The organism is Lampropedia cohaerens, assembly GCF_001005215.1.
Lineage (GTDB): Bacteria > Pseudomonadota > Gammaproteobacteria > Burkholderiales > Burkholderiaceae_C > Lampropedia > Lampropedia cohaerens.
This window is the reverse complement of record NZ_LBNQ01000013.1, coordinates 43,368-57,347: the sequence shown is the minus strand read 5'-3', so window position 1 is coordinate 57,347 and position 13,980 is coordinate 43,368. Positions and strand designations below refer to the sequence as shown.

Sequence of the window (13,980 nt, the reverse complement as noted above, 5' to 3'; positions counted from 1 at the left end):
CCGGACAGGATACCCTTATTGGGTTGAATTAAACCCATTTTGGGTATCTCTATCTCAATCCCTCGCCCATCCGGGACATATGGCACGTGCATGCGGCCAGGCCATCGCATGAGAACCTGCGCACGTGGCAGCGAAGTTATCGATAATAGATAATATTGACTCGATCCATCAGACGATACGGTTATATATGAACCTCCACCAGTTTCGTTTCGTGCAGGAGGCGGTGCGACGCAACCTGAACCTGACCGAGGCCGCCAAGGCCTTGCACACGTCGCAGCCAGGCGTCTCCAAAGCCATCATCGAGCTGGAAGACGAGCTGGGCGTCGAAATTTTTGCACGCCATGGCAAGCGCCTGAAAAGGGTCACCGAGCCGGGCCAGCACGTGCTCGCAAGCATCGAGATCATTCTGCGCGAGGTGGGCAACCTCAAACGCATCGGCAGTGATTTTTCCGCGCAGGACAATGGCACCCTGTCGATTGCCACCACCCACACCCAGGCGCGTTACGTGCTGCCCGAACCGGTGGCGCGGTTTCGCGGCGAGTACCCAAAGGTCAACATCAGCCTGCATCAGGCCACGCCGCACGAAGTGGCGGACATGGTGCTCACAGAAGTCGCTGACATCGGCATGGCCACCGAGTCGCTGGCCGAATACCCAGAACTGGTGACGCTGCCCTGCTACGAATGGCAGCATGTACTGATTTTCCCGCCCAGCCATCCGCTGGCTGGCAAGGCGCGCATCTCGCTGGAGGATATCACCAGCGAGCCGCTGATTACGTACCACCCGTCATTCACCGGGCGCGGCCGCGTTGACCGCGCCTTTGCGCGCCGCGAACTCAAGCCCAACATCATTCTTGAGGCGATCGACTCCGACGTGATTCGCACTTATGTGAAGCTGGGCCTTGGCATTGGCATCGTGGCGGAGATGGCCGTGCAGGGCGAGCTGCGCGGCAATCTGGAAGTGCGGCCCATGGGCGATCTGTTCGGCATGAACGTCGCACGCGTGGCTTTCAAGCGCGGAGCCTACATGCGCCAGTTCGTCTACCGCTTCGCCGAGCTGATCAGCCCGCGCCTGAGCCGCGAACAGGTCAAGCTCGCGCTGGCCGGGCGAGAGAGCAATTACGAGCTGTAGGGGAAACGGCACTCACTATCCAGGATAAGCGCCGGCCCGCATCTGCCCTACAGGCAGCGCACAAGGCATGCCGCTGCATTGCCATCTCGTTGACACCAACGAACCTGATCAGAAACTTTCATACGCCCGGCAGACGGCCCGGTTTGCGTCGCCCCCCCTGGCGGTCAACGCCAGGCACTCATGCAACGCCGCGGTAACGGCCGTAGGCTGCGCGCAATCTTGCATGCCAGGCATAAAAAGTGGCTGAACAGGGCGAGCGCGCAGCGCTTTAACCTCGCGAAAATTCGGCGCCGCCTCTAGGTGTTTTCCCTTGTTCTCCCTAGGCAATCAGGCGCAAACCTGCCATTTTCGGCAATTTGCCCGCTCAGCTTGGCGCTCAAGCGCGCAGAATCTGAGGCCTCGCTGGCCAGCTGCCCGCAGAAACAGTCGGCCGTTTAATTCCCTACTTATGGTTGTTCAGTATGAGTCGCACTAGCTCTACAAACTGGCTGCAGCATCTTGGATGGATTGCCCTGTCCCTGCTGGGCGCCGCAGCGCTGGGCGTGGTGGCCCTGCGTCGTGGCGAGCCCATCAACGCGCTGTGGATCGTCGTTGCTGCCGTCTCCATTTATCTGGTGGCCTATCGCTATTACAGCCTGTTCATTGCCAACAAGGTAATGGGGCTGGATCCGAACCGCGCAACGCCTGCGGTACTGAACAATGATGGGCTCGATTACGTGCCCACCAACAAGCACATCCTGTTTGGCCATCACTTCGCGGCCATCGCCGGCGCGGGGCCACTGGTCGGGCCGGTGCTGGCCGCGCAGATGGGCTATCTGCCGGGCACGCTGTGGCTGATTGCCGGCGTGGTGCTGGCCGGTGCCGTGCAGGACTTCATGGTGCTGTTCATTTCCTCGCGCCGCAACGGCCGCTCGCTGGGCGAGCTGGTGCGTGAGGAGATGGGGCAGATCCCTGGCACCATTGCGCTGTTCGGCGCGTTTCTCATCATGATCATCATCCTGGCGGTGCTGGCGCTGATCGTCGTGAAGGCGCTGGCTGAAAGCCCCTGGGGCATGTTCACGGTGCTGGCAACCATCCCGATCGCCCTGTTCATGGGCGTGTACATGCGCTTCATCCGTCCCGGGCGCATTGGCGAGATTTCCGTCATTGGCCTGGTGCTGCTGCTGGCATCGATCTGGGCCGGTGGCTGGGTTGCCCAGCATCCCGCGTGGGCGGCAGCCTTCACCTTTACCGGCGTGCAGATCACCTGGATGCTGATCGCCTATGGCGCGATTGCCTCGGTCCTGCCCGTGTGGCTGCTGCTGGCGCCGCGCGACTATCTGTCGACCTTCCTGAAGATCGGCACGATCCTGGGCCTGGCGCTGGGCATCGTATTCGTCAGCCCTGAGCTGAAGATGCCTGCGCTGACCCAGTTCATCGACGGCACAGGCCCGGTGTGGAAAGGCAGTCTGTTCCCATTCCTGTTCATCACGATCGCGTGTGGTGCCGTCTCGGGCTTTCACGCACTGATCTCCTCGGGCACGACGCCCAAGCTGCTTGAGCGCGAACCGCATGCCCGCTACATCGGCTACGGTGGCATGCTGATGGAGTCCTTCGTGGCCATCATGGCCATGGTGGCCGCCTCGGTCATCGAACCAGGCATCTACTTCGCCATGAACAGTCCGGCCGCGCTGGTCGGCTCGGACGTGCACACCGTGGCCGCCACCGTCAGTTCCTGGGGCTTTACCATCACGCCTGAGCAACTTTCGCAGACAGCCGTGGACGTCGGCGAGAACACCATCCTGGCGCGCGCTGGTGGCGCGCCTACGCTGGCCGTGGGCATTGCCTACATCCTGCACCAGGTGCTGCCCGGTGACGGGACGATGGCCTTCTGGTACCACTTTGCCATCCTGTTTGAAGCCTTGTTCATCCTGACTGCCGTGGATGCCGGCACGCGCGCTGGCCGCTTCATGCTGCAGGACCTGCTGGGCAACTTCATCCCCGCGCTGCGCAGGACCGATTCCTGGGGCGCCAACATCATCGGCACCGGCGGCTGCGTGGCGCTGTGGGGCTGGCTGCTGTATCAGGGTGTGGTCGATCCGCTCGGCGGCATCAACACGCTGTGGCCGCTGTTTGGCATCTCCAACCAGATGCTGGCGGCGATCGCGCTGATGCTGGCCACGGTCGTCATCATCAAGATGAAGCGCCAGCGCTACGCCTGGGTCACCGCCTTGCCTGCGCTGTGGCTGGTCATCTGCACCACCGCGGCCAGCCTGATCAAGCTGTTCGATTCCGATCCTACCGTGGGCTTCATCGCCCTGGCCAACAAGTACAGCGCGGCCATGGCTTCGGGCGAGCTTCTCGCGCCAGCCAAGTCCATGGAGCAGATGCAGCACATCGTCTTCAACGCCTGGACCAATACGGTGCTGACGGCGCTGTTCCTGCTGGTGGTCTACAGCATTCTGTTCTACGCGGTGAAGGTCGGAATTGCCGGCTGGCGCAATCCACAGCGCAGCGACCAGGAAACGCCCTTCCAGCCGATTCCGGCAGCGAGCGCGTAAGACAACAACGCGCAAGGAGTCATCCCGATGTTCAGCAAACTGGTGAAACTGCGCGAGACGGGCAGCTACCTGGGTCAGGCCGCGCGCATGCTGGTGGGCATGCCGGACTACGGCACCTACGTGCGGCACATGGAGGAAAACCATCCTGGCCAGCCTTACATGAGCTATGAGGAGTTCTTCCGCAACCGCATCGACGCGCGCTATGGCGGCGGCAAGGGGCGGCCGGTGCGCTGCTGCTGAAAGTCGGCGTAAGCTTCGGCCCTGTGCACGGTTCTTCCGTGCGCTGCGCCCACGCGGGCACAGCCGTTGCTTGCGCCTACTTTTTTCGTCCCACCCGCTTCCATGGCCTACCCTTCACCCGCAATCCAGAGCCGGCTGCCTGACGTCGGCACCACGATCTTCACCACCATGTCCGCACTGGCGGCCGAGCACCAGGCCGTCAACCTCGGACAGGGCTTTCCGGACTTCCACTGTGATCCGGCGCTGACCCAGGCTGTCTCAGAGGCCATGGCACAGGGCCACAACCAGTACCCGCCGATGGCAGGTGCCGCGCCGCTACGTGAGGCGGTCGCAGCCAAGATTGCATCACTGTACGGCCACCGTTATGACGCGGCCAGCGAGATCACCGTCACGGCCGGTGCCACGCAGGCGCTGCTGACGGCCATCCTCGCGGTAGTGCAACCGGGCGATGAAGTCATCGTGCTCGACCCCAGCTACGACAGCTATGTACCGGCCGTGCGCATGGCCGGCGCCGTACCGGTGCGCGTGGCCCTGACCGCCGGCAGCTTCCGCCCGGATTTCGATCGCATTGCCGCGGCCATCACGCCGCGCACGCGGCTGCTCATCATCAATTCGCCGCACAACCCCAGTGGCACGGTGTGGACGCAGTCCGAGATGCTGACGCTGCAGGAGCTGCTGGCGCCCACCAACGTGCTGCTGCTCAGCGATGAGGTCTACGAGCACATGGTCTATGACGGCCTGCGGCACGAGAGCGTCTCGCGCTACCCGCAGCTGGCCGCACGCAGCTTTGTCGTCTCCAGCTTCGGCAAGACCTTCCACGTCACGGGCTGGAAGGTCGGCACGGTGGCCGCGCCGGCCGCGCTGATGGCGGAGTTCCGCAAGATCCACCAGTTCAACGTCTTCACGGTGAATACCCCGATGCAGATCGGGCTGGCCCGCTACCTGCAGGACCCGGCGCCGTATCTCGGGTTGCCGGCGTTCTACCAGGCCAAGCGCGACTTCTTCCGCGCCGGGCTGGCAGACACGCGCCTGAAGCTGCTCGAGTGCAGGGGCACTTATTTCCAGACCGTGGATTACTCGGCCATCAGCGACCTGCCCGAAGCCGAGTTCTGCCAATGGCTGACGCGCGAGATCGGCGTGGCGGCCATCCCGACATCGGCCTTCTATGGCGATGGTTTCAACCAGTGCACCGTGCGCTTTTGCTTTGCCAAGCAGGAGCAGACACTGCGCACCGCGCTGGAGCGGCTGCGGCGGCTGTAGTGCGACCTTGCGACGCAGAGGCCACCATCACGCGGGGCTGTCATGGCCGCGTCATGGTCAGTTTGGAAACTTACAGTTTTCAAACTGCTCGCGAGCATAGCAACCATGGCCTCTTTTGCCCCACCTTTTGCCCGGCTGGCGCTTTGCGTCTGCGTCGTCGGCCTGCTGGCCGCCTGTGGCGGCAGCGACGACGACACGCCGCTTGCCGAACCGCTGGACCTGACCATCCTGCACATCAACGACCACCACTCCAACCTCGCTGGCAAGTCGCGCAGCCTGCTGCTTGATACGGGCGCAGCCGAGCGTGCCGAAATCAGCGTCTCCGCCGCGGGCTTTGCGCGGGTTGCACAGGCGCTGCGGGAGTTGGACAAGCAGTCGGACAATGTCATCAAGATCCATGCTGGCGATGCGCTGACCGGCACACTCTACTTCAACCGCGCCGGCGCCGACGGCGAGGCCGACGCGGCGCTGATGAACACTGTGTGCTTTGATACGTTCACCCTGGGCAACCACGAGTTCGACAAGGGCGACACGGGATTGAAGAATTTCCTGGACATGCTGCGCGGTGGCCCCTGCGAGACACAGGTGCTCAGCGCCAACGTTCAGTTCGGCGCCAACTCGGCGCTGCACCCCAGCCGCGCGCCGGAGTACGTCAAGCCCTCCACCGTGATCGAGCGCGCTGGCCAGCGGATCGGCCTGGTGGGCCTGACCATTGCCGGCAAGACCAAGACCGCTTCCAGCCCCGACCCCGACACCCAATTCGAGGACGAGCTGGCCGCCGCGCAGCGCGAGATCGACCGACTCAGCGCCGAGGGCATCAACAAGATCATCGTGCAATCGCACATCGGCTATGGCTATGACCTGCAGCTAGCCAGCCAGCTGCGCGGCGTGGACGTGATCGTGGGGGGTGACTCGCACACCCTGCTGGGTCCAGACAGCATGCGCGCCTATGACATCGGCTCTCCGGCCGGCCCCTATCCGACGCAGCTGACCAACGCCGACGGCGATCCTGTCTGCGTGGTACAGGCCTGGGAGTACAGCCAGATCGTCGGCGAGCTGCACGTCTCCTTCGATGAAGCGGGCATCGTCACCGCCTGCGAAGGCACCCCCCACGTGCTGATTGGCGAGGATTTCGCCCACGACGATGGCCGCGCGCTGACCGCCGGCGAATTCGCCGCAGTCCAGGCCGACGTGAACGCCAGCGGCTTCCTGCGCATCACCAGCGAAGATGTGCAGGCGGCGCAGACGTTGGCGCCTTTTGCCGAGAAGCTGGAAGTCTTCAACACCACCGAGGTAGCGCTGGTACAGGAAGAGCTCTGCTCGCGCCGGGTACCGGGTGGGCCGGGCAGTGTCGACTACAGCCGCTCCAGCGAAAGCTGCAACGCACTTGGCGAGGTCAATGCGCGCGGGGGCGACATCCAGCAGATTGCCGCGCAGGCCTATCTTGAGATAGCACAGGACGTCTACGGCGGCGCCGACATCTCGCTGCAAAGCGGCGGGGGCGTGCGGGTTCCGCTGCTGCCAGGCCGTGTCACTGCCGCCGATGCGATTGCCGTTCTGCCCTTTGGCAACATGCTGTATTCCATGGAAATCACTGGCACAGAAGTCAAAGGCATGATCGAAGATGGCCTGGACGCAGTGTTCCGACCAAACGGCTCCACCGGCCCATACCCGTACACGGGTGGGCTGCGTTTTGAGGTGGACGCCACCCAGCCCAAGGGCCAACGCGCCAGCGCGCTGGAAGTTCGCAATGCCACCACAGGCCTATGGGAGCCGCTCAATCCCAGCAAGACCTACAAGCTGGCCGTGCTGAGCTTCAATGCCAATGGTGGTGATGGCTATGAAACCCTCGCCAATGTGCCGGCCGAGCGGGTGCTGGATATCGGCGTGCTCGACTCAGACGTGTTCTTCCAGTATCTTCAGAAACAGCCTGCCGATCCTGGCACCGGCCTGCCGATCCTGCGCAAGCTTGATGCTGACCTCTACAGCACCAAGCGCTTCATCGGCCCGGCCGCCGGAGAGTGACAGTCGTCGACTAGCCTCTGCGCGGAGGCCCAGGCATGAGTCTCCGCGCAAAGGCGCTTGACCCGTCAACGCGCACGCTGTGGGACAGGCGCACATTGCCAAGAAGCCGTTTGCGATCGGTTCATGCGTCGCAATGCCCGCACCCGCTGGGGCATCGGGCTGAACCACAGGGCTAGTAAAAAAACCCCGCCGGCTGCTGCCGTGCGGGGCTTCTTTCTGACTGCGCAGCGTGCCTGTGTGCGTTACAGCAGCTTCTTGAGCAAGCGGCCCATTTCGGAAGGGTTGCGGGTGACGGTAAAGCCGCACTCCTCCATCACGGCGAGCTTGGCCTCGGCCGTGTCCTCGCCGCCAGAGATCAAGGCGCCAGCATGGCCCATGCGCTTGCCCGCAGGAGCGGTGACGCCGGCGATGAAGCCGACCACGGGCTTTTTCATGTGTTCCTTGCACCAGCGTGCGGCATCGGCCTCATCGGGCCCACCGATCTCGCCGATCATGATGACAGCGTCAGTGTCCGGGTCGTCATTGAAGGCCTTCATCACGTCGATGTGCTTGAGGCCGTTGATCGGATCGCCGCCAATGCCCACGGCCGACGACTGGCCAATGCCCAGTTCGGTCAGCTGCGCCACGGCTTCATAGGTCAGCGTGCCCGAGCGGGAGACCACGCCGACGCGGCCCTTCTTGTGAATGTGGCCGGGCATGATGCCGATCTTGATCTCCTCAGGGGTGATCAGACCGGGGCAGTTGGGGCCGAGCAGCAGCGTCTTCTTGCCGCCAGCGGCTTCCTTCTGCTTCATCTTGTTGCGCACGATCAGCATGTCGCGCACAGGGATGCCCTCGGTAATACAGATGACCAGATCCAGATCGGCTTCGACAGCCTCCCAGATGGCAGCAGCAGCGCCTGCCGGCGGCACGTAGATCACCGACACGGTAGCGCCGGTTTCGCCTGCGGCTTCCTTGACCGAGGCGTAGATCGGCACGTCAAAGATCTTCTCGCCCGCCTTCTTGGGGTTGACGCCAGCGACAAAGCAGTTCTTGCCGTTGGCGTACTCGATGCACTTTTCGGTGTGGAACTGGCCCGTCTTGCCGGTGATGCCTTGGGTGATGACTTTGGTGTCTTTATTGATGTAGATGGACATGGCGATTCCTTACTTCTTGACCGCGGCGACGACTTTTTCGGCGGCTTCGGCCATCGTGTCGGCACTGATGATGGGAAGGCCGGATTCGGCCAGCATTTTTTTGCCCAGTTCCTCGTTCGTACCCTTCATGCGCACCACCAGTGGCACTTTCAGGTTCACGGCCTTGCTGGCGGTAATGACGCCGGTGGCAATGGTGTCGCACTTCATGATGCCACCGAAGATGTTGACCAGAATCGCCTCGACCTTGGGGTTTTGCAGCATGATCTTGAAGGCCTCGGTCACCTTCTCGGGCGTGGCACCACCGCCCACGTCAAGGAAGTTGGCCGGCTCGCCGCCAAACAGCTTGATGGTGTCCATCGTCGCCATGGCCAGACCCGCGCCGTTGACCAGGCAGCCGATGTTGCCGTCCAGGCTGATGTACGCCAGGTCGTACTTGGAGGCTTCGACTTCGGCCGGGTCTTCCTCGTCCAGGTCGCGCAGCGCCACGATCTCGGGATGGCGAAACAGCGCGTTGGAGTCAAAGTTGAACTTGGCGTCCAGCGCAATGAGGTTGCCCTGGCTGTCGCGGTTGAGCGGGTTGATCTCGACCAGCGAGGCGTCGGTCTCCATGTAGCACTGGTAGAGCTTCTTGGCCAGGTCGATGAACTGCGCCTCGGAGTCAGCCGGCAGGTTGATGCCCTGCGCCAGCTCCCTGGCCTGCTCGTCGGTCATGCCAACCAGCGGATCGACAAACACTTTGACAATCTTCTCGGGCGTGCTGTGTGCCACTTCCTCGATGTCCATGCCGCCTTCGCTGGAGGCAATGAAGGCCACCTTCTGGGTGGCACGGTCAGTGACTACCGAAATGTAATATTCCTTCTGGATGTCGGCACCTTCCTCGATGTAGAGGCGGCGCACCTTCTGGCCTTCCGGGCCGGTCTGGTGCGTGACCAGCTGCATGCCCAGGATTTGCTCGGCCAGCGTCTTGACCTCATCAATGCTCTTGGCGACCTTCACGCCACCACCCTTGCCACGGCCGCCGGCATGGATCTGCGCCTTGACCACCCAGACCGGGCCGCCCAGCTTCTGCGCCGCTTCCACGGCTTCCTGCACGGTGAAGGCGGGGATGCCACGGGGCACAGGCACCCCGAACTTGCGCAAGATTTCCTTGCCTTGGTACTCGTGAATCTTCATGAGGAATCTCTCTGGGAGGGGAAGGATTGGAAGAAAGCGGCCCGATCACACGGCGACAATGTGCCGCTCCCGTGGAGCAAGGCAGCCTGAGCAGGTCATGTATCATGCCCGGCACACCCGCCGCATCGGCGTCCACGGATGCGGTGTACCTGCTGGTAGCCGGACAGGCGGGCGCATTGTAACGTTGCCCTGTTGCAGCGCGCAATGCACTGGGCGCTGCGTTGCCAAGCCGCACGCTGCCCAGCAATTATGCTTGTACGACAACGCCTTGTAGATTTTTCGCACGTTTCGCACACCGCCGCCAGCGGTCACGTCAACGCAAATTAAGGGTAAACACTTAGAGATGCCCATGACCAAGCTTTTCATCGATGGCGAAGCCGGCACGACCGGCTTGCAGATCCGCGAGCGGCTGGCGCGCGAAGCCGCAATCGAAGTCGTCAGCATCGCGGCCGAGCGGCGCAAGGACCCGCAGGCCAAGCGCGACCTGATTGCGCAGGTCGACCTGGTCGTGCTGTGCCTGCACGACGATGCAGCGCGGGAAACCGTGGCCCTGGTCGAAGCCATCGCGCGGGAAACCGGCCGCAGCATCCGCATCGTGGATGCTTCCACCTCGCACCGCGTGGCGCCGGGCTGGGTCTACGGCTTTCCCGAGCTGTGCGAAGGCCAAGCCGAGCGCATTCGATCGGCCCAGCGCGTGAGCAATCCAGGCTGCTACGCCACCGGCGCCATCGCCATGCTGCGCCCGCTGGTGGACGCGGGGTTGCTGCCGGCCGACTTTCCCGTGCATCTGCCTGCCGTCAGTGGCTACTCCGGTGGTGGCCGCGCGATGATCGAGGCTTACCGCAGTGGCAGCGCGCCAGCCTTCGAGCTGTATGCGCTGGGCCTGGCCCACAAGCACATTCCTGAGATCATGGCCTGCACCGGCCTGACCGCACGGCCCCTGTTCACGCCCTCTGTCGGCAACTTCGAACAGGGCATGCTGGTGCAACTGCCGCTGCAGCTCGACAGCCTGCCGGGCCGCCCGCGCCTGGCCGACCTGCGCGACGCGCTGGCGGCCCACTACGCGCGGACCAATACGCCCGCCAACTACGTCAAAGTGCTGCCCGCAGAGCCCGATGGCAAGCTCGATGCGCTGGCGCTCAACGGCACCAACACACTGGAAATCCGTGTCTTCGGCAACGAGGCCCATCGGCAAGCCGTGGTCGTGGCGCGGCTGGACAACCTGGGCAAGGGTGCTAGCGGCGCTGCCGTGCAAAACATCAAGCTGATGCTGGGCCTGCCGGATCAGTAATCAACGAACGAGCCGGCTCCCTTCGCGCCGTCATGGACTTCTTCAGCTACGCCGCAGCCTTTGGTGCCAGCGCATTGCTTGCAGTGGCCACGCTGCTGCCCATTTCCAATCCGACCAGTTCCGCGCCGATCTTTCTCTCGCTGACCGAGGGCGCATCGGACAAGACGCGCCACGAGCTGGCGCGCAAGGTGGCGCGCAACGTCTTCCTGCTGATGGTGGGCGCCACGCTGCTGGGCTCGTTCGTGCTGGACATCTTCGGCATCTCGCTGGACATCGTGCGCACCGCAGGTGGACTGATCGTCATCAGCATCGGCTGGCGATTGCTGACCACCAACAGTGCCGAATCACCGCGCGCGGCCAAGATCGCCGAGAACTTCACGCCGGAGATGGTGCGCATGCAGGCGTTTTTTCCGCTGTCCTTCCCGATCACCTGCGGGCCCGGCACGATTTCCGCCGCCATCACCGTGGGGGTCAGTCTGGCCTCGCCAACGCTGACGCTGTCGATCGTGCGCACCGCAGGCGCCATTCTGGGTCTGCTGCTGATCGCGTTGCTGATCTTCATCAGCTACCGCTACGCGGAATACCTGCTGCGGCTGCTGGGCGAGACCGGCACCGTGGTGTTTCTGCGCCTGTCGGCCTTCATCCTGCTGTGCCTGGGCATCCAGATTTTCTGGGATGGCGCGGGAAATTTGCTCACCAATGCAATCCGTGCCGGAATCCACCCGGTATAGCGGCGCCGTGAGGGCACGTGATAACGCTGTGGACCGTCGATTGAGCAGCGTTAGGGCGGGTTAGCCAAAGGCATAACGCGCCATCGCCGAAACAGACACCACAGCGGCAGAAACGGAAGGCGAAAATACGCTTCGCTGTTGCGCCCTACGGCACTCGCAATGACGGGATGCGCATCAATCCTCCGCCCCATCCGCCGCGCGCATGACCTTGCGCACGACGTCGGCGCAAAAGCCCCGTGCGGCCAGGAAGCGCATCTGGCGCGCGCGCTCCTTCTGGCGTGCCTGCCAGTCAAGCGCCTGCAGATCCTGCCCGCCAAACTTGGCGCCCCAGACTTGCCGCGCGCGTTCAAATTCATCGTCTTCCAGTGGCGCCAGCGCCGCATCCACCAGCTCCTTGTCCAGCCCCCGGGCCTGCAGATCGTGCCGGATACGCACCGCGCCAAATCGCGCTGCCTTCTGCCTGACCAGCGCCTCGGCGGCGCGCGCATCGCTCAGAAAGCCCTTGGCCTGCAGCTGGTCGAGCACCGCCTCCAAGGCCTGCGCGCTTTCGGCATGGGGTGCGAGCTTGCGTGCCAATTCGGCGCGCGCATATTCGCGCCGCGCCAGCGCCTGCAAGCCGCGCGCCAGCAGCGAAGGGGCCGTCGCGCCACGGCGCGCGCCCACGCGGCGGCTGGCCGGCAGGGCATCATCCCCTTCTTCTGTCACGCTCAATCCTCCAGCAGCACGCCGTCGGCGTCCACCCCATCGGGCAGCCCGCTGATGGCGGCAGCCACCACGCCCAGGTTCTCGCGCACCTTGTTCTCGATCTCACGCGCGAGCTCGGGATTTTCCTTGAGGAACTCCTTGGCGTTGTCGCGGCCCTGGCCGATCTTCTCGCCGTTGTAGGAATACCAGGAGCCGGATTTCTCGACGATACGCCCGGCCACGCCCATGTCGAGGATCTCGCCCTCGCGCGAAATACCGCTGCCGAACATGATGTCGAACTGGGCCGTCTTGAAGGGCGGCGAGACCTTGTTCTTGACCACCTTGACCTTGGTCTCGTTGCCGATGACCTCATCGCCGCGCTTGATCGAACCGGTGCGACGGATGTCCAGCCGCACCGAGGCGTAGAACTTCAGCGCATTGCCGCCGGTGGTGGTTTCGGGGCTGCCGAACATCACGCCGATCTTCATGCGGATCTGGTTGATGAAGATCACCATGCAGTTGGTCTTCTTGATCGTGGCGGTAAGCTTGCGCAGCGCCTGGCTCATCAGCCGCGCCTGCAGGCCGGGCAGCGAGTCGCCCATGTCGCCCTCGATTTCCGCCTTGGGCGTGAGCGCTGCCACCGAGTCCACCACCACCAGATCGACCGCGCCCGAACGCACCAGACTGTCGACCACCTCCAGCGCCTGCTCGCCGGTGTCGGGCTGGGAGATCAGCAGATCCTTCACATGCACGCCCAGTTTGCCGGCGTACTGCACGTCCAGCGCATGCTCGGCATCGACGAAGGCGCAGGTGCCGCCAAGCTTTTGCATCTCGGCAATGACCTGCAGTGTCAGCGTCGTCTTGCCCGAGGACTCCGGCCCGTAAATCTCGATCACCCGTCCGCGCGGCAGACCGCCGACGCCCAGCGCCACATCCAGCCCCAGCGAGCCGGTGGAGACAACCTCGATGTCCTTGACCACCTCATCTTCGCCAAGGCGCATGATGGTGCCCTTGCCGAACTGTTTCTCGATCTGCGCCAGCGCGGCCTGCAAGGCCTTGGCTTTCTCATTGTTTGCAACGGTTGCATTCATGGGGAAACTCCTCAATAGCGGGGTTACAGCTGGCACACCAGCAACATGGATGCAAGTTTAGGCAGGGATATCTGGAAAAACCATCAATTAATGGTCAGTTTCCCTGTCCAATAGGCTGTTACGTGCCGGCACACTTTGTATGATGCCTGCCATGCAGGAGCGACACGATGCCGACCCGTGGGAGGAGGACGTCACCAGCAGTGGCGTGCCGCCTCCTGAAGATGCCTGGCGCCAGACCCATCTGGGCCGGCTGATGGGCCACGCGCTGCGCCGCTTTGACGAGCGTGTGCTGACGCTGATGGCGCACGATGTGAACGTGCCACTGGCGCTGTCCAACCTGGCCGCGCGCAACAAAGTCAGCGCCGCCCACATCCACGTCACCCGCCACCTGTCGCTGCGGGGCGATCGCATCACCACCCTGGCCCACCGCGCGGGCATGAGCAAGCAGGCCATGGCCGACCTGATCGACCAGTGCGAAGCCTGGGGCCTGGTGCAACGCCAGCGCGACAGCGCCGACCGCCGCGCCATCCGCGTAACCTTCACCGCCGACGGCCTGCTGTGGCTGCAGGCCTTCAAATCTGCCGTCGAGCAGGCCGAAGCCGAGTTCCGCGAAGCCGTCGGCGACGACATCGCCACCATTGTGCGCCTCGGCCTGGAAGGCTATGCCGGCGGCGCCTGAG

12 protein-coding genes are annotated in these 13,980 nt (G+C 63.6%); 8 read left to right on the top strand and 4 right to left on the bottom strand.

The annotated features are described in order from the left end of the window. The first annotated feature begins 187 nt into the window (after nt 1–187). The 5 genes from AAV94_RS03250 (at nt 188) to AAV94_RS03230 (ending at nt 7,194) form a co-directional block, all read left to right on the top strand. Nucleotides 188–1,129: a CysB family HTH-type transcriptional regulator gene (locus AAV94_RS03250; RefSeq protein WP_046740899.1), complete on the top strand. Its 942-nt coding sequence runs from the start codon at nt 188–190 to the stop codon at nt 1,127–1,129. Nucleotides 1,130–1,590: 461 nt separating this feature from the next. Next, complete coding sequence (locus AAV94_RS03245; protein WP_046740898.1) at nt 1,591–3,669, top strand: carbon starvation CstA family protein; 2,079 nt, start codon at nt 1,591–1,593, stop codon at nt 3,667–3,669. A gap of 27 nt (nt 3,670–3,696) precedes the next feature. After that, complete coding sequence (locus AAV94_RS03240; protein WP_046740897.1) at nt 3,697–3,909, top strand: YbdD/YjiX family protein; 213 nt, start codon at nt 3,697–3,699, stop codon at nt 3,907–3,909. Nucleotides 3,910–4,011: 102 nt separating this feature from the next. After that, a complete protein-coding gene (locus AAV94_RS03235) occupies nt 4,012–5,169 on the top strand; it encodes a pyridoxal phosphate-dependent aminotransferase (RefSeq protein ID WP_046740896.1) in 1,158 nt (385 codons plus the stop codon). A 105-nt stretch (nt 5,170–5,274) separates the two neighbouring features. Further along, nucleotides 5,275–7,194 carry a bifunctional metallophosphatase/5'-nucleotidase gene (locus tag AAV94_RS03230; protein WP_046740895.1) on the top strand — a complete coding sequence of 640 codons (1,920 nt, stop codon included), beginning with the start codon at nt 5,275–5,277 and terminating at the stop codon, nt 7,192–7,194. Between the two features lie 242 nt (nt 7,195–7,436). Here the strand turns inward: AAV94_RS03230 and sucD are convergent, their stop codons facing one another. Both sucD and sucC read right to left on the bottom strand, forming a co-directional pair. Further along, nucleotides 7,437–8,330, bottom strand: coding sequence for a succinate--CoA ligase subunit alpha (sucD, locus tag AAV94_RS03225; RefSeq protein WP_046740894.1), 894 nt, complete (start codon nt 8,328–8,330; stop codon nt 7,437–7,439). 9 nt (nt 8,331–8,339) lie between these two features. Beyond that, on the bottom strand, nt 8,340–9,503 hold the full coding sequence (gene sucC / locus AAV94_RS03220) for an ADP-forming succinate--CoA ligase subunit beta (protein ID WP_046740893.1): 1,164 nt from the start codon (nt 9,501–9,503) through the stop codon (nt 8,340–8,342). A gap of 349 nt (nt 9,504–9,852) precedes the next feature. Between sucC and argC the strand changes: the two genes are divergently transcribed. After that, complete coding sequence (gene argC, locus AAV94_RS03215) at nt 9,853–10,794, top strand: N-acetyl-gamma-glutamyl-phosphate reductase (protein WP_046740892.1); 942 nt, start codon at nt 9,853–9,855, stop codon at nt 10,792–10,794. A 32-nt stretch (nt 10,795–10,826) separates the two neighbouring features. Then, complete coding sequence (locus tag AAV94_RS03210) at nt 10,827–11,525, top strand: MarC family protein (protein ID WP_046740891.1); 699 nt, start codon at nt 10,827–10,829, stop codon at nt 11,523–11,525. A 174-nt stretch (nt 11,526–11,699) separates the two neighbouring features. Here the strand turns inward: AAV94_RS03210 and recX are convergent, their stop codons facing one another. Both recX and recA read right to left on the bottom strand, forming a co-directional pair. Continuing rightward, on the bottom strand, nt 11,700–12,230 hold the full coding sequence (gene recX / locus AAV94_RS03205; RefSeq protein ID WP_231731203.1) for a recombination regulator RecX: 531 nt from the start codon (nt 12,228–12,230) through the stop codon (nt 11,700–11,702). A 2-nt stretch (nt 12,231–12,232) separates the two neighbouring features. Beyond that, a complete protein-coding gene (gene recA / locus AAV94_RS03200) occupies nt 12,233–13,300 on the bottom strand; it encodes a recombinase RecA (RefSeq protein ID WP_046740890.1) in 1,068 nt (355 codons plus the stop codon). Between the two features lie 151 nt (nt 13,301–13,451). Between recA and AAV94_RS03195 the strand changes: the two genes are divergently transcribed. After that, nucleotides 13,452–13,979, top strand: a complete 528-nt coding sequence (locus AAV94_RS03195) for a MarR family winged helix-turn-helix transcriptional regulator (protein ID WP_046740929.1) — start codon at nt 13,452–13,454, stop codon at nt 13,977–13,979. The last annotated feature ends 1 nt before the right edge of the window (nt 13,980 follow it).

Coding starts and splice junctions, on each gene's coding strand:
- AAV94_RS03195 (WP_046740929.1), top strand. CDS start 13,452: ATGCAGGAGCGACACGATGCCGACCCGTGGGAGGAGGACGTCACCAGC.
- AAV94_RS03245 (WP_046740898.1), top strand. CDS start 1,591: ATGAGTCGCACTAGCTCTACAAACTGGCTGCAGCATCTTGGATGGATT.
- AAV94_RS03210 (WP_046740891.1), top strand. CDS start 10,827: ATGGACTTCTTCAGCTACGCCGCAGCCTTTGGTGCCAGCGCATTGCTT.
- AAV94_RS03240 (WP_046740897.1), top strand. CDS start 3,697: ATGTTCAGCAAACTGGTGAAACTGCGCGAGACGGGCAGCTACCTGGGT.
- argC (WP_046740892.1), top strand. CDS start 9,853: ATGACCAAGCTTTTCATCGATGGCGAAGCCGGCACGACCGGCTTGCAG.
- AAV94_RS03250 (WP_046740899.1), top strand. CDS start 188: ATGAACCTCCACCAGTTTCGTTTCGTGCAGGAGGCGGTGCGACGCAAC.
- recA (WP_046740890.1), bottom strand. CDS start 13,300: ATGAATGCAACCGTTGCAAACAATGAGAAAGCCAAGGCCTTGCAGGCC.
- sucD (WP_046740894.1), bottom strand. CDS start 8,330: ATGTCCATCTACATCAATAAAGACACCAAAGTCATCACCCAAGGCATC.
- AAV94_RS03235 (WP_046740896.1), top strand. CDS start 4,012: ATGGCCTACCCTTCACCCGCAATCCAGAGCCGGCTGCCTGACGTCGGC.
- sucC (WP_046740893.1), bottom strand. CDS start 9,503: ATGAAGATTCACGAGTACCAAGGCAAGGAAATCTTGCGCAAGTTCGGG.
- AAV94_RS03230 (WP_046740895.1), top strand. CDS start 5,275: ATGGCCTCTTTTGCCCCACCTTTTGCCCGGCTGGCGCTTTGCGTCTGC.